At 73.7% G+C, this 19678-nt stretch carries 20 protein-coding genes and 2 pseudogenes; 8 read left to right on the top strand and 14 right to left on the bottom strand.

Annotated features, from left to right (window positions below; translation table 11 throughout):
• Window positions 1–13 precede the first annotated feature (13 nt).
• A pseudogene (locus NEH16_RS32145) lies at window positions 14–492 on the top strand (VOC family protein).
• A 63-nt stretch (window positions 493–555) separates the two neighbouring features.
• Here the strand turns inward: NEH16_RS32145 and NEH16_RS32140 are convergent.
• The 3 genes from NEH16_RS32140 to NEH16_RS32130 form a co-directional block, all read right to left on the bottom strand.
• On the bottom strand, window positions 556–909 hold the full coding sequence (locus NEH16_RS32140) for a beta/gamma crystallin domain-containing protein (RefSeq protein ID WP_073969509.1): 354 nt from the start codon (window positions 907–909) through the stop codon (window positions 556–558).
• 189 nt (window positions 910–1098) lie between these two features.
• Window positions 1099–2049: an RNA polymerase sigma-70 factor gene (locus NEH16_RS32135; RefSeq protein WP_073969508.1), complete on the bottom strand. Its 951-nt coding sequence runs from the start codon at window positions 2047–2049 to the stop codon at window positions 1099–1101.
• Window positions 2046–3248, bottom strand: coding sequence for an NAD(P)/FAD-dependent oxidoreductase (locus NEH16_RS32130; RefSeq protein WP_265546659.1), 1203 nt, complete (start codon window positions 3246–3248; stop codon window positions 2046–2048). The genes NEH16_RS32135 and NEH16_RS32130 overlap by 4 nt, the downstream gene beginning before the upstream one ends.
• A gap of 112 nt (window positions 3249–3360) precedes the next feature.
• On the opposite strand from NEH16_RS32130, the gene NEH16_RS32125 reads away from it, so the two are divergent.
• Window positions 3361–3960: a CGNR zinc finger domain-containing protein gene (locus tag NEH16_RS32125; RefSeq protein ID WP_265546657.1), complete on the top strand. Its 600-nt coding sequence runs from the start codon at window positions 3361–3363 to the stop codon at window positions 3958–3960.
• A 3-nt stretch (window positions 3961–3963) separates the two neighbouring features.
• Entirely contained in the window at window positions 3964–4359 is a 396-nt protein-coding gene (locus NEH16_RS32120; RefSeq protein ID WP_265546655.1) for an SRPBCC family protein, read from the top strand.
• Window positions 4360–4374: 15 nt separating this feature from the next.
• On the opposite strand, the gene NEH16_RS32115 is transcribed toward NEH16_RS32120, so the two are convergent.
• Complete coding sequence (locus tag NEH16_RS32115) at window positions 4375–5199, bottom strand: alpha/beta fold hydrolase (RefSeq protein WP_265546654.1); 825 nt, start codon at window positions 5197–5199, stop codon at window positions 4375–4377.
• A 92-nt stretch (window positions 5200–5291) separates the two neighbouring features.
• Between NEH16_RS32115 and NEH16_RS32110 the strand changes: the two genes are divergently transcribed.
• The gene (locus NEH16_RS32110) at window positions 5292–6122 is read left to right on the top strand and encodes a helix-turn-helix domain-containing protein (protein WP_265546653.1); all 831 of its coding nucleotides are present in this window, start codon (window positions 5292–5294) and stop codon (window positions 6120–6122) included.
• 39 nt (window positions 6123–6161) lie between these two features.
• On the opposite strand, the gene NEH16_RS32105 is transcribed toward NEH16_RS32110, so the two are convergent.
• On the bottom strand, window positions 6162–6857 hold the full coding sequence (locus tag NEH16_RS32105) for a TetR/AcrR family transcriptional regulator (RefSeq protein WP_265546651.1): 696 nt from the start codon (window positions 6855–6857) through the stop codon (window positions 6162–6164).
• 109 nt (window positions 6858–6966) lie between these two features.
• Here NEH16_RS32105 and NEH16_RS32100 point away from each other — a divergent pair, with 109 nt between their 5' ends.
• The 3 genes and pseudogenes from NEH16_RS32100 to NEH16_RS32090 all read left to right on the top strand — a co-directional run bounded on the left by NEH16_RS32100 (window position 6967) and on the right by NEH16_RS32090 (window position 9730).
• Window positions 6967–7371 (top strand): VOC family protein, encoded by a 405-nt coding sequence (locus tag NEH16_RS32100; protein WP_265546649.1) that lies wholly within the window; start codon window positions 6967–6969, stop codon window positions 7369–7371.
• A 242-nt stretch (window positions 7372–7613) separates the two neighbouring features.
• Window positions 7614–9041, top strand: coding sequence for a glycosyltransferase family 39 protein (locus NEH16_RS32095; RefSeq protein WP_265546647.1), 1428 nt, complete (start codon window positions 7614–7616; stop codon window positions 9039–9041).
• 33 nt (window positions 9042–9074) lie between these two features.
• Window positions 9075–9730: pseudogene (locus tag NEH16_RS32090) on the top strand (maleylpyruvate isomerase N-terminal domain-containing protein).
• A gap of 9 nt (window positions 9731–9739) precedes the next feature.
• Here NEH16_RS32090 and NEH16_RS32085 read toward each other — a convergent pair.
• From NEH16_RS32085 to NEH16_RS32060, 6 genes are all read right to left on the bottom strand, one after another.
• Window positions 9740–10096: a hypothetical protein gene (locus NEH16_RS32085; RefSeq protein WP_265546646.1), complete on the bottom strand. Its 357-nt coding sequence runs from the start codon at window positions 10094–10096 to the stop codon at window positions 9740–9742.
• A gap of 225 nt (window positions 10097–10321) precedes the next feature.
• Complete coding sequence (locus NEH16_RS32080; RefSeq protein ID WP_265546644.1) at window positions 10322–11317, bottom strand: NAD-dependent epimerase/dehydratase family protein; 996 nt, start codon at window positions 11315–11317, stop codon at window positions 10322–10324.
• Window positions 11314–12681, bottom strand: coding sequence for a nucleotide sugar dehydrogenase (locus NEH16_RS32075; RefSeq protein WP_265546642.1), 1368 nt, complete (start codon window positions 12679–12681; stop codon window positions 11314–11316). Before NEH16_RS32075 ends, NEH16_RS32080 begins: the two co-directional genes overlap by 4 nt.
• A gap of 44 nt (window positions 12682–12725) precedes the next feature.
• Window positions 12726–13796: a glucose-1-phosphate thymidylyltransferase gene (locus tag NEH16_RS32070; RefSeq protein ID WP_265546640.1), complete on the bottom strand. Its 1071-nt coding sequence runs from the start codon at window positions 13794–13796 to the stop codon at window positions 12726–12728.
• 150 nt (window positions 13797–13946) lie between these two features.
• Window positions 13947–14132 (bottom strand): acyl carrier protein, encoded by a 186-nt coding sequence (locus NEH16_RS32065; protein ID WP_265546639.1) that lies wholly within the window; start codon window positions 14130–14132, stop codon window positions 13947–13949.
• Window positions 14093–16009, bottom strand: a complete 1917-nt coding sequence (locus tag NEH16_RS32060) for an HAD-IIIC family phosphatase (protein ID WP_265546638.1) — start codon at window positions 16007–16009, stop codon at window positions 14093–14095. The genes NEH16_RS32065 and NEH16_RS32060 overlap by 40 nt, the downstream gene beginning before the upstream one ends.
• A 229-nt stretch (window positions 16010–16238) precedes the next feature.
• On the opposite strand from NEH16_RS32060, the gene NEH16_RS32055 reads away from it, so the two are divergent.
• Complete coding sequence (locus NEH16_RS32055) at window positions 16239–17048, top strand: thioesterase domain-containing protein (RefSeq protein WP_265546637.1); 810 nt, start codon at window positions 16239–16241, stop codon at window positions 17046–17048.
• On the opposite strand, the gene NEH16_RS32050 is transcribed toward NEH16_RS32055, so the two are convergent.
• The 3 genes from NEH16_RS32050 to NEH16_RS32040 are packed head-to-tail and all read right to left on the bottom strand — an operon-like array spanning window position 17026 to window position 19615.
• Window positions 17026–18222 carry a glycosyltransferase family 4 protein gene (locus NEH16_RS32050; protein ID WP_265546635.1) on the bottom strand — a complete coding sequence of 399 codons (1197 nt, stop codon included), beginning with the start codon at window positions 18220–18222 and terminating at the stop codon, window positions 17026–17028. The genes NEH16_RS32055 and NEH16_RS32050 overlap by 23 nt on opposite strands.
• The gene (locus NEH16_RS32045) at window positions 18207–19427 is read right to left on the bottom strand and encodes a glycosyltransferase (protein ID WP_265546633.1); all 1221 of its coding nucleotides are present in this window, start codon (window positions 19425–19427) and stop codon (window positions 18207–18209) included. The genes NEH16_RS32050 and NEH16_RS32045 overlap by 16 nt, the downstream gene beginning before the upstream one ends.
• The gene (locus NEH16_RS32040; protein ID WP_265547473.1) at window positions 19424–19615 is read right to left on the bottom strand and encodes an acyl carrier protein; all 192 of its coding nucleotides are present in this window, start codon (window positions 19613–19615) and stop codon (window positions 19424–19426) included. Before NEH16_RS32040 ends, NEH16_RS32045 begins: the two co-directional genes overlap by 4 nt.
• Window positions 19616–19678: the final 63 nt, after the last annotated feature.

Below are 19678 nucleotides of genomic sequence, written 5' to 3'. Positions count from 1 at the left end.
GGATGCTCCGGGGATGGAGACGGAGACCGAGACGGCGCCCGAGATGTCCGTGCAGTTGACGATCGACTGTGCCGATCCGCGGCGGATGGTGGCCTTCTGGGGCGAGGCCCTGGGGTACGTCCCCGAGCCGCCGCCGGAGGGGCACGCGAGCTGGCGCGCCTACTGGGAGGACATGGGGGTGCCCGAGGAGGAGTTGCCGCCCGGGCGGGGGACGTGCCGGAGTCGATCATCGATCCCGCCGGGCGCGGGCCGCGGGTGTGGTTCCAGAAGGTTCCGGAGGTGAAGGCGGTCAAGAACCGGTGGCACTTCGACCTCAAGGTCGGCGGGGGGCGTGCCGTTCCGCTGGAGGTCCGCAAGCAGCGGGTCGACGCCACGGTGGCGCGGCTGGTCGGGGCCGGTGCCACGGTGGCGGAAGTCAGGGAGCTGCCGGACATGGACTTCTACGCCACCGCGATGCTGGACCCGGAGGGCAACGAGTTCGACGTGGTGTGACGGCCACGGCCACGGTCACCGCCGCTCGTGCACGGCGGTGACCGTCGGTTCACTTCCGGGCGCTCAGAGGATCTGGATGCTCTTGATCCGGGGCGGGTTGTTCGGGAACGTGATGTCCGTCCAGCGGTTGATCCGGACCGAGTCCCCGTTGACGTCGTAGTAGATGAGGTCGTTGTTGCCGGTGACGATCCGGTCGGCCCACCAGCCGCCGAAGTCGGTCCGGCCCGCGTTGGCGTAGCAGTCGACGCTCTGACGGCCGTCGAGGTGGGAGTAGATCTTCAGGAAGTCCGCGCCGCCGACGCACTCCACATGGTCGATGGCGTAGGCGGACCCGACGGGGACGGCGACGGTCAGCGCGGCCGCGGCGGTGAATGCCATGGCCAGGGAGCCGAGGATCCGCTTGCCCTGTGCGATCACGGGATCTCCTTCGTACGGGTCCGGGCCGGGGCCCGGCCGTGTCGGTGACGGGGCGCCGCGACGAACGGGCGCGCTCCGCCGAGCCGGTGGCGACTCGTTGACGATCTTGTAGCCGTGGCACCGGCAGGCGCGGCAGGCGGAGCGGCGCCGCCCGTTTTCGACCCGATCGGGCGAGGGCGACGGCGACGGCTACCGTGCCCCGATGTCGTACGCGACACCCTCGGAGACCGCCCGCAGCTTGTCCGGGTTGGCCACGTTGTGGATCGTGGTGATGCGGCCCCGCGCGTCGAAGTCGAAGGTCACGGTGGCGATGACGCGGTCCGGGCCGCTGAACACCATGCCCGGGCCGCCGTTGATCTCGACGAGTTCGGCCTTCATGTCGGCGGGCTCGACGCCCTGGTAGGTGACCGTGCCGATCGCCGAGAACCAGCCGGCCACCGTGGCCGCGCCGGTCACCGGGCGCAGTGCCTGGCGGACCTTGCCGCCGCCGTCGGTCCACAAGGTGACGTCGGGGGAGAGGAGTTCGAGCAGCGCGTTGACGTCTCCGCCCGTCGCGGCGGCGTGGAAACGTTCCGCCGCCTCGCGCTGCCGCGCCCGGTCCGCCTCGAAGCGCGGGCGCCGGGCCCGTACGTGCTCGCGGGCGCGGTGCGCGGCCTGCCGTACCGCCGCCTCGGAACGCTCCACCGCCTCGGCGATCTCGGCGTGGCTGAAGGCGAACACCTCCTTCAGCACGAACACCGCGCGCTCCAGCGGACTGAGCGTTTCGAGCACCACCAGCATGGCCATCGACACCGACTCGGCGCCCAGCGCGGCCGATTCGGCGTCCTGGACGGGCTCGGAGGGGGCGCCGCCGGTCAGGATGGGCTCCGGCAGCCACGGCCCGACGTACGTCTCCCGCTTGTACCGGGCGGACCGCAGCCGTTCCAGCGCCAGGTTCGTCACGATCCGGGTCAGGTACGCCTTGGGGTCGGCCACTTGCGAACGGTCCGCGGCGGACCACTTGAACCAGGCGTCCTGGACGCAGTCCTCGGCATCGGCGGCGGTGCCGAGGACGCGGTAGGCCACGGAGAACAGCAACCGCCGGTACTCCAGGAAGACCTGCTGGGCGGGGCGGGCGGAACGGTCGGCGGTGCCGGTCACTTGTCTCCTCGGATGCGGGTGAAGCGCCCTCCGCGCGGCCAGAACGCGCCCGACGCGGGCATCTTCTTCATACGGCCGTACGTCGGCCAGGGCGAGGCTGTCACGGTCTCCTTGTACCGGACGGCCATCGCGCCCACCAGGCAGATTCGGCGCGGGCTGTCGTCGGGCCGGGTGAACTGCACGACCGCGTCGCCCCGGCCCAGGCTCACCGGCGTGTGGTAGTAGCCGAAGCGGAAGGGCTTCGGCTGCTTGCCCCCGAGGACCCGGTCGATCGACAGTGCCGCGTGCACCCCGGTCGGCATGCCGCCCTGGCAGGTGCCGTGCATGACCCCGTAGCCCTGGCGGATCGCGGCCGCGTCGCCGACCGCGTACACCTCGGGGTGCGAAACGGAACGCAGCGCGCGGTCGGTGACGATGCGTCCGCGCTCGTCCACCTCCAGGCCGGCCGCCGCGGCGAGCGGCGCCACCCGGGTGCCGCCCGTCCACAGGACCGCGTCGGCCGCGATGCTCTCGCCGCCCTCCAGCTCCACCGAACCGGCGAGCACCTTCGCCACGCGGACGCCGCCGCGCACGCGCACGCCGAGCCGGTCGAGCGCGGCCCGCACATGGGCCGCAGCCCTGTCGTTCATGGTCGCGCCGGGCTCCTCGCCGCCGAGCAGGACGACGTCGAGGTGGGGGTACCGCTCGGCGATCTCCGCCGCCGACTCGATGCCGGTGAGCCCGGTGCCGACGACGGCCACGGTGCCGTGGCCGCCTTCGCCGAGGGCCTTCAGCCGGTCGGCGAGCAGCTGCGCGTCCTGGGTGCTGCTCAGGGTGTACGCGTAGTCGTCGGCGCCCGGCACCGCCGAGGTGTCGGCGACCCCGCCCAGCGCGTACACCAGCGTGTCGTAGGGGAGGACGCGCTCGTCGTCGATGCGTACGGTCCTGGCCCCGGCGTCCACCGCCGTCACCCAGCCCCGCGTGAACCGCGCGCCCGTGCCCTCCAGCATCTCCGGGATGCTCATCGTGCCGAGGGGGCGGTCGGCGGCGGTCATGTGCAGCCGCATTCGCTCGGTGAACCGTTCCCCCGCGTTCACCACGGTCACCCGCACCGCGTCGCGCCGCTTCCCGGTCCGCGCCGCCAGCTGGACGGCGGCGGCCATGCCCGCGTATCCGGCTCCCAGAACCACGATGTGGTGCGTCTTCCGCTGCGTGCTCATGATCGGTCCTTCCTCCATCGGTCGCTGACAACCAGGGGATGGGGGCGGGGCCCTCGGATGTGACATGGCGCGATTGTGGCGTGCGTCATACGTAACCGGTTATAGTGGTTACATGGATGCTGAGCCCTTGGGGCTGACCCTTCGGTCCACCACAGGCGTCACCTACCGGTTCGACCCGGGCGCCCTGTGCCTGGAGCTGCTGACGACCGGCGGCCCCGGGCCCTACCAGCGGTACGAGGTCCTGCACCAGCCCGCCGACGTGCGCGCCTGGGCTGAGCGCTCCCGGCTGACCCCGACCCCCGAGCCGGCCGTCTCCGCCGTGGAGGTCGCGGCGCTACGGATGCTGCGCGACGCGCTGTTCCGGGTGGTCATCGCCCACACGCGCGGCGAACCGCACCCGCCCGGCGACCTGGCGGTCATCAACGAGGCGGCTGCCCGCCCCGCCCTGGCGCCCGCCATCGCCCCGGACGGCAGCCGCCGGTGGGCCGGCAACCCCAGCGGGACGGCGCTGGTCGCCACCGTCGCGCGCGACGCCGTCGAGCTGCTGACCGGTGCCCACGCGCACCGCATCCGCACCTGCGCCGCCGAGGACTGCCACCTGATCTACGTGGACACCTCGCGCCCCGGCCGCCGCCGCTGGTGCTCGATGGAGCACTGCGGCAACCGTCACAAGGTCAGGGCGCTGCGCGCCCGCCACTCCGAGGAAGGATGACCGATGCCCACCGGACTCACCAGGGACGCGGGCTGGCAGATCGGCGTGTCCCGCACGCTGCACCACCCCCCGTCCGTCGTCTGGGACTTCATCAGCGGCCCCGAAGGGCTCGCCCTCTGGCTCGGCTCGGAAGCGGCGCTGGCCCCGGAGCGCGGCGCGCCGTACCGGACGGCGGCGGGGGTGACCGGTGAGGTGCGCGGCTACCGCCCGATGGACCGCATCCGCGTCACCCACGGCACCACCACCCTTCAGGTGGCCATGACCCCGGCCGCCGACGGCGCCCGCACGATGCTGCGCTTCCACCAGGAGCACCTGGCGAGCGCGGAGGACCGCGAACGCCGGCGGACCCACTGGCAGCACGTCATGGACGAGGTGGAGGCCGCGCTGGACCGGTCGTAGGAGGGCGCCCTCCCCTCAGCAGTGGAGCGCGGCGAAGTCCAGCAGGGGCCGGGCGACCCGGGGCGGGTCCTCCAGGATCGGCGAGTGTCCAAGACCCGGCAGCAGCTCCACCCGGGCGCCCGGGACGGCGTGGTAATCGGCGGCGGACGAGGAGCGCCAGCGGCGGTCGTCCGCACCGAAGAGCACCAGCAGCGGCTTCCCGGCCACCGCCAGGCGCTCCGGCAGCGCCCGCTCCTCCAGATACGCCCGGGTGGCCTGCATGGTGGCCGCGAAGGAGTGCGGCGTCATGGCGCGCACCTCGTCGAGCAGCGCGTCCGGCACCCGGTAGCCGGGGCGGCTGAAGCCCGTGCTCGCGAACTGCCGGATCCGGTCGTCGCTCGGCGGCCACTGCGCGGGGGCGGCGGCGCCGGAGCCGGTGGCGATGAACGCGCCCAGGCTCGGCCCGGTGTTGACGAGCACCAGCGCGGACACCAGCCCGGGGCGCTCCTCGGCGAGGGCCGTCGCGGTCACCCCGCCGCTGGAATGGCCCACCACCACGGCCCGTCCGGCACCGATCCGGTCCAGCACCTCGCCGACCCGCCGCGCCTGGTCCGGGATCGCGTAACGGCCGTCGTCCGGCTTGTCCGACCGGCCGTGCCCGAGCAGATCGACCCGTACGACGCGGTGGGTCCCGGGTGCCGTCAGCAGGGGCACCAGCGCGTCCCAGGAGCGCGCCGAGGACGCCGAACCGTGGATCAGCAGGAGCGCGGGGGCCTCGCGCGGCCCGTCCTGGCAGACGTGGACGGTGTCGCCGTCGGCCATTGTGAGGAGCGACGAATCGGTGGTTCCGGAAGCAGTCATGCCCCCACTGTCGCGACCGGCCCCGCCCGCGTATTGAACGAATGTTCCGGCCGGTCGGCTTCCCCGTCGCGGCGCCCTCGTAGCATGGAGGGGTGCCCACGTTCATGCACGGTACGGCTGTGTGGGACGTCGCCCGTCCGCAGCGGCCGAGCCGGGTGGCCGGAGTCACCATGGCCGGCTTCGGCGTGCACGACCTGGGCGCGTTGCGCATGGTCCCGCACCCGGCGGTCACGCTGCTCCTCGAATTCGGCGCCGGTACGCCCGTACTCGACCGCGCCACCGGTGAGCAGCAGCGCGGTTGCCTCGTCGCCGGACCGGGGCTCGGCTCCGGGGGAGCGGTGCGGGTACGCGGGGAGAACGTGGAGTGCGTGCAGGTGCGGCTGTCCCCGGTGATCGCCCGCGCGGTCCTCGGCGTGGAGCCCTCCGCGCTCGACGGTGCCGTCGTCCCCCTTGAGGCCCTGTGGGGCCGCGAGGCGTTCCGGATCCGCGAACGGCTAGGCGAGGCCCCGTCCTGGCAGGCCCGCTTCGCGCTCGCGGACGCGCTGGTCACCCGCCGGTACGCGGCCGGGGCTCCGGTGGACCCGGAGGTGGCGTGGGCCTGGCGGCGGCTCACCGACGGGCACGGCCGGCCCCGGGTCGAGGAACTCGCCGCCGACGTCGGCTGGAGCCGCAAGCGGCTGTGGTCCCGCTTCCGTTCCCAGCTCGGCCTGCCGCCCAAGCGCGCGGCGACCCTGGTCCGCTTCGACCACGCCGCCCACCGCCTGGTCGCGGGCGAGGTCCCGGCCCGGGTGGCCGCCGATGCGGGGTACGCCGACCAGTCCCACCTGCACCGCGACGTCGTGGCGTTCACCGGGGCCACCCCGGCGGGGCTGGCCGCCGAACCGTTCCTCGCCGTGGACGACCTCGCCTGGCCGGGGCGCTGAGGGCGCGTCGGAACGGCCCGAGTACGCGGTGGGCGGCCGTCAGAGCATGAGGTCCTGGTGGACCTTCGGGCCGGCGGAGGGCCCGGCGGCGTAACCGGCCAGTGGTTCTTCCAGCAGCCCGAACGCGTAGTCGGCGGACGCCGCCAGCTCGTCGCTGATCCGGGCGTTGGTCCAGCCGGCCAGGGTCAGTTCCTGGATGCGGTCGAAGAGCATGCGGTGGACGCTGCCGAGCAGGGCGGCGGCGGTGCGCACGGCGATGTCGTCGGGGGCGGCGCCGGTGGTCTCGGCCAGGACCTTCGCGAGCCGGACCTCGCGCAGGTCGTGCAGATCGCGCAGCCGGGCCGACAGTGTGGGGCTGTCGGCGACCATCCGGGCGAACTCGGGGCCGGAGAAGCCCGCGACCGGGTCGGCAGCCGTGACCGCGTCGGCGAACGCCTGACGCAGGGCCGTCAGCGCGGACTCACCCGGTGCGCGGTCCGCGACCGTGGCGGCCAGCGAGCCGGTGAAGGCGTCCTGGTGGTCGAGGGCCAGATCCTCCTTGTGCGCGAAGTAGTTGGTCACCGTCTTCTTCGCCACGCGGGCGGCGGCGGCGATCTCCGCGATGGTGGTCTGCTCGAACCCTTGGTCGAGAAAGAGCCTGGTGGCGGCGTCGGAGATGAGCTGCCGGGTCTCCTGCTTCTTGCTCTCGCGGAGCCCGACGGGTGCGCCCGTGGTGACGGTGCTCTCAGTAGTCATGGGGGAATCTTACCCTCGTAGCATTTTTATGTTGACACCCCTGAAGTCTCGGGCTAAGTTTACCTCCGTCGTAAAGTTCACCCCGAACGACGAACGAATGGATACCCGTATGCCGAAGGCCCCGACCACTCCGACCGCCGCGATCACGACGACGACCCTCTCCCTGACCGTTGACGACGTCGCCGCGTCCCGGGAGTTCTTCACCAGGCACCTCGGCTACACGGAGCAGGCCGCCGCCGAGGGCTTCGCCTCCCTCGGCCGCCCGGACGCGGCAGCCGACATCGTGCTGCTCGCCCGGGGGACGGAGATCCTGCCGCCCGAGCAGCGCGACCAGCGCGCGGCGGGCCTGATCCTGGCCCTCACCCTCGCCACCGGCATCAAGGAGGAGGAGCGGCGGCTGCGCGAGGAGGGCGTGCGCATCACCATGCCGCTGCGCGAGGAGCCCTGGGGCGAGCGCCTCTTCCAGATCACCGACCCCAACGGCGTGGTCGTCCAGTTCGTGGAGTGGGCCTGAGGCCCCAACGCCCCTGACAGGGAAGGGGCTTAGGGTGTGGACGGCCCGCGGCGCACGGGCCGCCCGGGCCGCGGACGACGCCCCGGGACGCCGGCACCGGGGGGACGGACGAACATGGCGGACGAGACGGAAACACCAGCACCGGCCACGCCCGGGCCGGACGCACGGGACACCGCGAGCCGCCCCCTCCCCCGCCCGACCGCCGCGTCCTCCTCGTCGCCGGCGGCGTCTTCGTCCTCCTCATGGCGCTGTCCACGCGCTACGGCTTCCACATCGACGAGCTGTACTTCCTCGACTGCGCCCGGCACCTCCAGGCGAGTTACGTGGACCAGCCGGTCCTGGCCCCGTTGCTGGCGCGCGTCTCGCTGGAGCTGTTCGGCGTCTCGGAGGCCGGGCTGCGGCTGTGGCCCGCACTCGCCGCCGCCGGCACGGTGGTCGTGGGCGGGCTGACGGCCCGTGAACTCGGCGGCGCCCGGCGGACGCAGCTCCTCGCGGCCGTCGCGACCGCCGCCATGCCCGTGCTCCTGGGCGGCGCGCACCTCGCCAACACCACGGCGTACGAGGTGCTGGCCTGGGCGGCGATCGCGCTCGTGGTCGTACGGATCGGCCGCACCGGTGACACCCGCTGGTGGCTCGCGGCCGGGGCGCTCGTCGGGATCGGGGCCGAGTTCAACCACCTCGCCGGCATCTTCGGGTTCGTCCTGGTGGCCGCCGTCCTGCTCGGCCCGGCCCGGCGCACGGTGGCTGACCGGTGGCTCCTGGCGGGGGCGGCGCTCGCCGTGCTGCTCGTGCTGCCGGACCTGTGGTGGCAGGCGCACCACGACTGGGCCATGTTCGAGATGACCCGGGCGCTCAACGAGAAGAACGGCGGCCCGGGCCACATCCCCACCTGGATCGTCGGCCAGCTCGCGACGGCCGGATTCGCCACGGCGATCCTGTGGTTCGCGGGCCTGCGCTTCCTCTGGCGCTCCGGCCAACCCCTGTGGCAGTGCCTGGTCGCCGCGTACGCCGTGCTGTTCGTGCTGTTCGCGGTGACCACGGGCGCCCAGATCTACTACCTGGGCGGGCTGTACGTGTGCCTGCTGGCGGCCGGTGCCGTCGGGCTCGACGGGTGGCTGCGCGCCCGCCGGGACCGCCTGCGGGACCTCATGATCGCGACGGCGGCCTCGACCGCGGTGCTCGCCGTCATCGTCCTGCCCGTCCTGCCGCCGGGCGCGGTCGCCTGGACCTACGGCGTCAGCACGAACACGGGGGAGACCCTGGGCTGGCCCCAGCTCGTCGGCACCGTGAGCCAGGTGTGGGACGGGCTGCCGCAGGAGCAGCGCGCACACGCGGTGATCTACACGGCCGAGTACGGAGAAGCGGGCGCCATCAACGAACTCGGGCGCGGCACCGGCCTGCCGCACGCCGTGAGCGCCCACAACACCGACTGGTGGTGGGGCCCCGGCGACCCGGCCGCCACCACGGTCCTCGCGGTCGCCCCCGGCCCGGAGCACGCCCCCGGCTACGAGGCCGAGCTGCGCCGGTACTTCCAGCACGTCACCGTGGCCGCCGGCCTCACCAACCCGTACGGCATGCACAACGTGGAGTGGGGCGGCCAGGTCTACGTCTGTACGGGGCCGCGCCGCCCCTGGGCCGAGACGTGGCCGGAGCTTCGCCACTACGGATGAGATGAGGGGGCGCACACCCCTAGCGTGGGGCCCATGCATCCCTTCTCGCGCTCCTGGACGGCACTGCTCGACGCCGTGGCCGCTCTTCCCGACGAGGACTTCGGGAAACCCTCCGGCTGTACGGGGTGGCTCGTCCGGGACCTGGTGTGCCACCTGGTCATCGACGCGCAGGACGTCCTGATCACCCTGGTCACCCCCGCCGACGAGCCCGCCACGACCGACGCGCCCGGCTACTGGACGCTGCTCCCCGAGCCCCCGACGGGTGACGACCCGCTCGACGCGCTGATCCCCGGCTGGCGGCGGCGTACGGCGAACCGCGCTGGCTCAAGCACCACATCGACGACCTCGGCACGGCCGCCGTCCGCGCCGCCGGTCTCGCGGACCCGGCCGCCCGGGTCCGTACGCAGGACATGGTCCTCACGGTCGCCGATTACCTCGCGGCGTACGTACTCGAAGGCACCCTGCACCACCTCGACCTCGTGGCCCGCCTGCCCGCCGCCCCCGAACCGCCCGCCGAGACCCTGGCCGTGGCCCGCCGAGCGCTGGAGGCCGTCGCGGGCGCCGCGTTCCCCCCTTCGCTCACGGACGCCGAAGCACTGCGGATCGGCACGGGGCGCGCCACCCCGACCTCCGCGCAGGCGGCGGACCTGGGCGGCCTGGCGGCCCGGCTCCCGCTCATCCTCGGCTGAAGCGAAGCGTCAGTGACGCCCGGTCAGGTACACCGAGCGCAGCTTGAGCCGTTCCGATGTGGGCCTTCCGTGCGGGCCCAGGGTCCAGGAGTCGCCGGTGCAGTCGGTCCCGGTGAACACCATGGCCCACTCGTCGGTCTCGTTCTGCGGGGCGAAGGCCGGCTCGGAGGCCCGGGTGTCGGCGACCTCGGGGAGCGTGACGCAGCCGGGGCTCGGGGGCTCGTGCAGGGTGACGGTGCGCGGCATGCCGTCGAGCCCGGCGTACGTGTAGGAGAAGTCCCCCTCGGCGGCGCTCGCGGACCCCGACTGCGCGGCGAGGAGAACGAGCGCGCCGAACGCGGCGGCCGCACCCTGACGAAGCCTCATGAAACCCATGGCGATGCACCCGTGCCGATCCGGGGCATGCGCGGCCGCCCCGACGCCGGGCCCCGGCGAGCTGTCGGACCCGCAGGTCCATCCCCCGAGCGGGGCCCCCGGATGCGCGGGGTCACCCGCCCGGAGGCTGGCGTAACGATTCTGCGTACTCCATCCAGAGGCCGCGCGGTGTGCGCCCTTCAGCCGGAGCCGGCACCGGCATCCGCGTGTTGGCGGTCAGAGCGCGCCGTTGTCCGGCAGGGCGAGCCACCACGGATGGGCGCGGGCCCAGGCGATGGTGTCGGCCAGCCCGTCGCGCAGGGACGTCCCGCAGGTCCAGCCGAGCTCGTTCCGGGCCCTGGAGTTGTCCGGGACCCGGCGCAGCAGATCCTCGTACGCCGGTCCGAGCCGGTCCTTCGTGTCCACCTCGATCACGGCACGGTCCGACCCGGCGAGTTCGGCGACCAGGCGCACCGCCTCGCCCACCGTGGTCTCGTCCATGCTGCCGATGTTGAAGACGCCGCCCACCGCCGAAGGCTTCTCCGCCGCCAGGACGGTGCCCTCGACGCAGTCGCTCACATGGGTGAAGCAGCGGGTCTGGAGGCCCTGGTCGTAGACGACCGGGGCGAGGCCGTTGAGGACGCGGTGCACGGTGCGGCTCACGATGTACGCCGGGCGCTGACGGGCCCCGTACACGTTGAAGTAGCGGACGACCGTCGCCTCCAGGCCGTGCTGGCGGGCGAACGCGAACGTCATGTGCTCGGCGAGCGCCTTGCTGGTCGAGTACGTCCAGCGGTCGGCGGTCGTGGGGCCGAGCACCCGGTCCCCGTCCTCGGACCAGGGCACGACCGGATTCTTGCCGTAGACCTCGCTGGTGCTCGCGGCCACCACCTTCGCCCCGGCCCGCGCCGCCGCCTCCAGCACGTTGCGGGTGCCGGTGAAGTTGACGTCGATCACGTCGAGCGGCCGGGCGAGGTACTGGTCCACGCCGACGACGGCGGCCAGGTGGTAGACGGCGTCGGTACCGGGCCGGATCGCCCCCGCGAGCGCGTCGGCGTCGCGGATGTCGCCCCGGACGTGCCGCGCCTGCCCGCGTACGTCGTCGTCCATGTCGGCCGGGTAGGGCGCACCGTCGAAGACGGTCACCTCGTCGCCCCGGGCGACCAGACGCTCCACCAGATGGCTCCCGACGAACCCGCAGCCGCCGGTGACGACCACGCGCCGCGCGCTCATCGGCCGATCCCGAGGTAGCGGTAGCCCAGCCGACGCAGCACGGCGATCTTCTCCTTCGAGTAGTACGCGCGCCCGTCCATGACGACGCACGGGTCGGCGACGGCCAGCGCGCCGAAGTCGATGTCCTCGAACTCCTTGTGCAGGGCCAGCACGGCGATGCAGTCCGCGTCGCGCACCGCCTCGTCCACCGTGGCGCTCGGCCGCACGTCCAGCAGCTCCTCCGCCTGCACGGTGTCCACCAGCGGATCGTGCACGCGTATCCGCACCCCCGCCGCCGCGAGCGCCCGGACCACCGCCCGGGCGGGGCTGCTGCGCAGGTCACTGGTGTTGTTCTTGAAGGCGACACCGAGGACCGCGACCGTCGAAGCGGCCGGGTCCTTGCCGAGCGCGGTCAGCTCGTCGGTGATCAGCCGCGCGGTGTGCTCGGGCATGCCGTCGTTGACCGCGCGGCTCGCCGGAACGGTGAGGAGGTCCACGTCGTGGCCGCGTGCCGCCCGCCACACCATCCACGGGTCCTTGGTGAGGCAGGAGCCGCCGACCCCGGCGCTCGGGCGCAGGATGTTGACGTGGCCGCTGCCCTTGGGGATGGAGTTGGCCGCCTCGATGACGTCCAGGACGTCCACCTCGTACAGGGCGCAGAACTTGGCGAGTTCGTTGGCGAGCGCGATGTTGAGGTCGATCCACCAGTTGTCGGCCAGCTTCACGATCTCGGCCGCTTCGAGGGAGTCCTGCTCGATGACGTCGACGCCCAGGGCCCGCCGCCAGAAGTCCGCCGCCGCCCGGGTGCTCGGCGCGTCCAGCCCGCCGACGACGATGGGGAACGCGCGCAGCTCGGCGAGCGCGGTGGACTCGGCGAGCCGTTCGGGGCTGTAGGCCAGCAGGAAATCGGCGCCCGCGCGCAGACCGCCGCTGCCGAGCGACGAGGCCACCAGGCTCCTGGTGGTGCCGGGCGTGACCGTGCTCTTGACCACGATCAGCTGCCCCTTTCGGAGGTGGCCGCTCAGGGCCAGACACGCGCCGCGCAACTGCCGGTCGTCCAGCGAGCCGTCGTCGTGGGCGGGGGTGCCGACCGCGATGACCACGACGTCGGCGGCGGTGACCGCGGTGAAGTCCGTCGTGACCCGGAGCCGCCCCGCCGAGACGGCGCGGCCCACCATGTCCTTCAGCCCCTGCTCGGCGAAGCGGACGACCCCCGCGCCGAGTTCGTCCACGAGGGCGGTGTCGACGTCCACCCCCACGACGTGCGAGCCCCGGTCGGCCAGCGTCGCGGCCAGGCAGGAGCCCACGTACCCCAGCCCGACCACGGCCACGGTGGGCGCGTCCGGTGATGCGTGGTCCTCGGGCGGTATCCGGTCGTCAGTCATGGAAGTCTCCTGGTCGGGGGGCGGTTCTTCGGAGGGGCCGGTCCTCATGCCGCGATGATTTCGACGCGCGCGTGGTCACCGACCACGAGGCGGTGGGCCGGTTCGTCCGGCTCCGCCGGGCCGACGGTGGCGTACCGGCCGACGAGCGACCCGTACAGGCCGCGCGGGGTGTGGACCTGGGCGCCCTGGAGGACGATCGAGTCGGACAGGTGAGTGGCGCGCACGGTGCAGTCGCGCCCGACGGAGGTCCCCGGGCCGATGAGGCAGTCCTCGATGAGCGTGCCGGCGCCGATGATCGCGGGGCCGTGGACGTGGGAGCGGACCACCCGGGCGCCCGGCTCGACGACCACCGGGCCGCGGATCTCGCTCGCCGCGTCGATGTGCCCGTCGACGGCCGGGACGAGGTCGTCCAGGAGCCGGCGGTTGCACGCCAGCACGTCGTCGGACCGGCCGATGTCCTTCCAGAAGCCGCTGTACCGCCTGGCCTCGACCGTGTGTCCCCGGTCGATCAGCCACTGGATCGCGTCCGTGATCTCCAGCTCGCCCCGGAGGCTCGGCGCGATGGCACCGATCGCCTCGTGGACGGCGGCGGTGAGGTAGTACAGGCCGAGCACGGCGAGGTCGGTACGCGGCTGCGCCGGTTTCTCCACGACCCGCAGCACCGCACCGTCCGCCGCCACCTCCGCGACCCCGTAGGCGCGCGGGTCCGCGACCTGCTGCACCACGAGCCCCGTGGCCGGGCGGGTCCGCCGGTACTCCTCGACGATGGAGGCCGCTCCGTCCGGGAACACGTTGTCCCCGAGGTGCAGCAGGAAGTCGTCGTCGCGCAGGAACGGGCGGGCCGTGCGCACCGCGTGGGCCAGGCCGAGCGGCCGTTCCTGGCGCAGGTAGGTGAGGCGCACCCCGAAGCGGGAGCCGTCGCCCATGGCCTCCGAGATGGTGTCCGCCCAGTCGCCGACGACCAGGCAGATGTCCCGGGCGCCGAGTTCGCGGAGATGGGCGACGACGTATTCCAGAGCCGGTTTGTTCGCGAGGGGAATGAGCGCTTTCGGGGTCGAGTAGGTGAATGGCCGGAGGCGAACTCCGGAACCGCCCGCCAGTACCAGTGCCTTCACGATCCGCTGCCTTCCGTAGTCGCTTCCGGTCCCGGACCGGAATGCGTCCGGATGGGCAGAGGCCGCCCACCGAACGCCTATCCCATCCCACGCGGACGGGCGGGTCATCTCTTGGATTGCCGTGCTCCGGAACGGGGAATCGCCGCTGCGCTACGGGGCGGGAACGGCCGCCGGGTGAAGCGCCTCCTCGATCGCCGCCGCCGCGTCGGCCGCCGTCAGCGAGCCCTCGGACCAGGTCGCGACGGGGAGTTCGACGCCGAACTCCTCGTACACCCAGCCCAGGAACTGGACGACCTTCAAGGAGTCCCCGTCGAGTGCGAAGAAGTCGTCGTGCACCGAGAGCGGCCGGGGCGACAGCAGTTCCTCCCAGCGCCGCAGCACCCGCGTTTCGAGTGGTGTGCGCGGGGGGACCGCGCCGGACCGGGCCACCACCTGCCGGCCGCCGTCCGTCCGCCGGGCCCGCATCGCGGCGACCACCCGGTCCGGAGTCGCCAGCTCCTCGGCGGTGCGGTGGACCAGCTCCGCCGTGTCCCGGCGCGCCGCCCTGCCGCCGGGGCCGGGCGGTCGGGCGCCTCGCGGGCGGGTGCGTCCCGCTGCGGCGCCCCCCGGTCCGGCGCGTGCCGGGCCCCGGCGGCCCGTCCGGCGGAGAGCACACGGACCCGGCGCCCTTCCTCGTACGCCTCCCAGCCGCCACCGGCCTCCTCCAGGAAGTCCGCGGCCGGAACGTTGCGGGCGGTGGGCACGTACGGCAGCCGGATCTCGGCCAGCCCGCGTTCCTCGGCGAGCCGTCCCAGGTGGGCGAGCATCCGGTGCTCGACGCCCCGCCCGGTCGAACGGCAGCTCAGCAGGAACGTGTCCACGCACAGCGCCCCGTCACGGGCGCCGAAGAGCATGAGGCCCACGATGCCGTAGGTGCCGAAGCGGTCCCGGACATCCACCACCAGGCACTCCGTGCCCCGGTCCGCGAGGGCGGCGATCTCCCCGGCGGTGCGCCGGACGCCGCTGAGGTTGAACTGCGTGGTGCGCTGGGTCAGCTGGGCCGCCCGGTCCAGTTCGGGCGCGGCGAGGGGGCGTACGGTCACCACCAGTTCGAGGCGGTCCAGGAAGTCCGCGAGCGTCGCCGACTGCCGGCGTACCTCCTCGCGGCGGTGGTTGTCCCGGTAGCTGGCCGTCCGGCGGGCGTCCTCGGCGGTCACCTGCGGCGCGTCGAGCGGCCAGCAGTGCCCCAGGAACGCGGCGGCCGCTCCGGCGTCGGCGGGCAGGTGCAGCGCGGTGGCCTCGGGGGCCGCGGCGCGCACCTCCGCCACTTGCAGCGGGTCGTCGTCCAGGAACAGGAAGGTGTCGAGGCCCAGGTCCAGTTCGGCGGCCAGCGAGCGCAGGTTCTCCGACTTGGGCCGCCAGTTGGCTCGGACCGCGATGACGTGCTCGGGCCGCAGGACCATGTCGGGGTGGTCCCGGAGCACACCGAGGACGTCCGCCTCGTCGTTGCGGGTGCACAGGCAGACCAGGCGGCCCGCGCGCGTCTGGTCCACCAGCATCCGTTGCAGCTCACGGCGGGCGGGCGGCACGGTGATGCCGCCTTCGGCGATCTCGCCGTCCCAGAGGGTGTTGTCGCAGTCCACCGCGATCACCTTCGGCCGGGGCGCCACCCAGGCGTGGAGGGCCCGCGCGACCGCGGTCCCGAGCGCGGCGAACCCGCTCTCGGTGTACGGGACCGCGCCGAGCCGGTCGGTGTACGGGGCGTGCCAGCCGCTCTCCGGGAAGCCGGACAGGACCTGGGCCGAGGGGACGACCTGGACCCGTGGCACCCCGCGCAGGGCGGTGACGAGCAGCTCCTCGGCGGCCCTGACGGCTTCGGGCGCACCGCCCGGCGGGGACGGGCACAGCAGCACGACGACCGGGTCGCCGCTGTGCGCGGCCGTCGTGCGCACCGCCGCCGCGAGGTCGGTCACCGCGTCGGAGAGCCGGGTGCCCTCGCTCAGCCAGTCGTCGAGGCGCAGGAGGAGCACCCGGGCGGCCGGGCGGGGGCATTCCGGTTCGTCCCGGGTGGCCAGGAGTTCCTGGAACACCTGGCCGTAGGGCGCGAATGCGGGTTCCAGCTCCCATCCCAGTTCGTCGCCCCAGAATTCCAGTACATCGGCGAGCGGGGTGGCGGTGAAAGTGGACGCGAGCCTGATCCGGATCGGCTCGGGGGAGCGATGCGCGGGGTTCACTGAGCCTCCTTTGCCGGCGCCTCGGCGTCGCGAGCGGCGAAGGGCGGGCCAACCGGCGCGATATCTGCGCACCCAGAATTCGCGTCGGCGCGGTGCGTGTCATCTTCCCGGTTGCGCGGCCCTTCCCGGCCCGCCGGCGACGTACACACACGCAGGCGAGCGCAATCGGGAGGATGACATCCGGAAACACCGGCGAGGAGCCTTGGGGGACTTTTCCCGGGGAGACGAGATGACGGCACCCACTCAGCGGCCCACCGCCGACCGGAACGTGATGCTGCCGCTGCGGCGCGGCGGCGGCGACGCCCCGTTGTTCTGCGTCCACCCCGGCAGCGGCTTCGGACTCCCGTACGCCGGCCTGCTGCCGTACGTGGACGCGCGGGTACCGGTCCACGCCCTCCAGGCGCGTGGCCTGGTGACGGCGGCCGGGCTGCCGTCCTCCCTCGACGAGATGGCGGCGGACTACACCGAGCAGATCCGGCGCGTCCGGCCCGAGGGGCCGTACCGGCTGCTCGGCTGGTGCGTGGGCGGCCGGCTGGCCTTCGAGATCGCGTGCCGGCTCCGCGAACAGGGCGAGACCGTCGGCCTCCTGGCGCTCGTCAGCACGTCGCCGCCCGTGGAGGAGCCGCTGCCGGGCCCCGAGGACATCCTGCGGGCCATGCTGCTGCCGCCCGGCGCGGACGAGCTGGACGCCGAACTGGCGCGCCTCTGCCGCCTGCCCCTGGACCACGCGTCCCTCCACGCCCGTCTCGTACGGACCGGGCACCCCATGCGCCGACTGGCGGAACCGGTGCTCGAAGCGGTGTACGAGGTCTACCGGACCAACGAGCACCTGTACCGGACCCCGGTCACCAAGGTCTTCGACGGCGACGCGCTCAGCCTCGAACCCACCGCCCCGGGCGGCCCCGCCCGCCGTTCCTGGCAGCCGTACGTCAGGGGCGGCGTCCTCGCCCGGGGCGTCGACGGCCGGCACACCGAGATGATGGAGCCGGGACCGGCACGGGCGATCGGCGCCGCCGTCAACGAGGCACTGGGGTACTGAGCCGCGTCAGATGCGCCTCGATCGCGTCCGGGTCCAGCCCCGCCACGAACCCACGCGCCGCCCGGCGGGACTCCCGCGCCAGCCGTCCGTAGCCCTCCTCGTCGCCCAGCAGCTCCCGCAGCGCGTCCAGCCACGGCGCCACGTCCTGCGCGGGGATCTCGGCATCCGGCAGGGCCACCGGCCCGGCGCCCGGATAGCGCGTGATGGGCCGCACGGGCAGGAGACGGCCCACCCCGAGCTTCGCCTCACGCAGACCCCCGACATCGGCCGCCAGCACCGGGATGCCCCGCAGCATGGCCTCCACACTGCAATAGCCGAAGGTCTCGTCCCACAACGACGGCATGAGCAGCACCTTGGTGCGCCCGTACACCTGCTCCATGTCGTCGGCGCCCGGGTGCACGACGACGTTCGGCCGGGCGGCGAGCGCCGCACGGTCCCGGTCGGTCATGCCCCAGCTCTCCACGGCGAGGAACGGCACCTGCGGCAGGGCGTCCGCCAGGGCGAGGAAGACGTCGATCCCCTTGTAGCCGCACGGATTGACGAGGGTGACGTACTTCTGCTCGGCGGGCCGGGGATCGCGGACCGGCGCACACGAGTAGATGTCGGGGTAGATCAGCTCGGAGCCGAGACCCGCCCACCGCTCCACGTACTCCTGCGCCGCCCGGCTCACCGACACCAGCCCGGCCGCCCGCCCGATCATCGCCGTCGCCGCCCTGCTGGGCCGGAACGAACGCGGCCCGAACGGCAGCTGCTGAAGCGTGTGTACGAGATAGAGGACGCGCTCCGTGGACCGCAGCGCCGCCGAGAGCATCATCATGCCCGGGTCGTCGGAGGGGACGAGCGTCCAGTCGACGCCGAGGTCCCCCGCCACGTCCATCACCGTGCGCGGCAGGTCCTGGGCGCGCAGGACCCCGTGCACGGTGACGCCCTCGTGCCGGTACCGGAGTATCCGGTCGGTGTGTTCGAGGACTTCGCCGCCGCGTTCGGCGAGGTAGCCGGGCATCCGGTCCGGGCCGATGTGGCTCAGCCGCCCCGTCACCGGAGCGACCACATGGCATGCGTGGCCGCGCCCGGCGAGCCGCTCCATGATGAGCCGGTTCGACTTGTTGGCCCCGCCGTGCGACGGCAGGTAGTACATGTTCTGCGCCAGCAGCACCTTCACCGGACCGCCCACCGTTCCGCGCTCTCCGCCCGCGCCCGGCCGGCGAGCGCCACGACCCGGTCCGCCAGCATGTCCATGGGGTCCGGACCGTTCAACGGGCCCGGGTCGCCCGCCGGGCCCAGCCGGGCGATCTCGCGGCCGACCGTCTCGGCGGACCAGTCACTCGCGTCGAGGCTCCGGGCGAGGCCCAGGCGTTCCAGCCGGGCGCCGTTGTCCGGGCGGTCCGCGCCGTGCGCGAGCAGCAGTTGGGGGGTGCCCGAGGCGAGGGCCCGGGCGAGGGTGCCCATGCCGCCGTGGTGCACGACGCCCGCCACGCGCGGCAGGACCTCCGCGAAGGGCATCGAGGTCCGGTGCACCACACCGGGCGGCAGCACGCGGGGGACCAGGTCCGCGTGCGGGGTGACGACGATGCCACGCCGTCCGGCCGCGGCCAGCCCGGCGACGGCCGACCCGTAGAAACCGGGATGCAGCATCCGGCCCGTGCCGCCGGTGACCACGACGACGTCCTCCCGGCCGGCGTCCGGGACCGGGCCCCGCCGGGTCTCCCCGGCGGCACGGTCCCCGAGCGGGAAGCCGGTCAGCACCAGCGGGCCGGGGGACGCCGGTCCCGCCGCGTCGAACCACCTGGGCCACAGGCCGACGGTCAGGTCCGCCCTCCGGAGCCACCGCGCCCAGCCGGTGACCGGGGGGAGGCCGAGTCCGGCGCGAAGGGCGTTGAGCTGGGTCCCGGCCGACCGGGCCAGGTGCAGTGCGGTCATCGGCGCGGTCATCGACTGGAAGGGGGACAGCGAGATCTGGCAGACCGGGCTGCCCGTCAGCTCGGCCGCCATCAGCCCGGACAGGCACGAGGTCAGCCGGCCGACCACCACGGTGTCGCCGCCCGCGCCGGTCAGCGCCTCCACCTCGCGCCGGATCTGCCCGAAGCCGCCGGCCACGGACACCCGGTCGAGAAAGAGGTCCGCGTCGCCGTAGTAGTCGGCGACGCGGGTGTGGTGCCGGCCGCCCAGCAGGTCCCGGGCGCGCCGCAGATGGCGCGCGTAGCCCGCCGCGTCGTCCACCGCCCGGAAGTCCGCCCCCGTGGCCGCGACGGCCTCCTCGTACGGGGCGTGGGTGAGGACGGTGACGTCCCGGTGCCGGCGGACGAGGACGCGGGCCAGCGCGACGAACGGATCGACGTCGCCGCGCGTGCCGTGGGCGAGGAGCAGGAACCTGGTCACCGAGGCGCGTCCAGGGCCCGGGTGACGGCGGCCACGCTCGCGCCGAACGTGAACTCGTCCGTGAAGAGTTCGTCCATCGACATGTTCACCCCGAGCCGGTCCTCCACCGCCATCAGCAGCATGACCAGCTCCATGGACCCGCCGCCCAGCCCGAAGAAGTCGTCCTTGTCGCGCGGGCGGACGCCCACCGCGTCGAACCAGACGTCGCCGAGCGCGGCACGCACCTCCTCGGCGGACAGCTGCGCCCCGGC

Origin of the sequence: Streptomyces drozdowiczii, assembly GCF_026167665.1 — a bacterium.
In the GTDB taxonomy this organism is placed as follows: domain Bacteria; phylum Actinomycetota; class Actinomycetes; order Streptomycetales; family Streptomycetaceae; genus Streptomyces; species Streptomyces drozdowiczii_A.
This window is presented reverse-complemented; position numbering and strand designations above follow the sequence as displayed.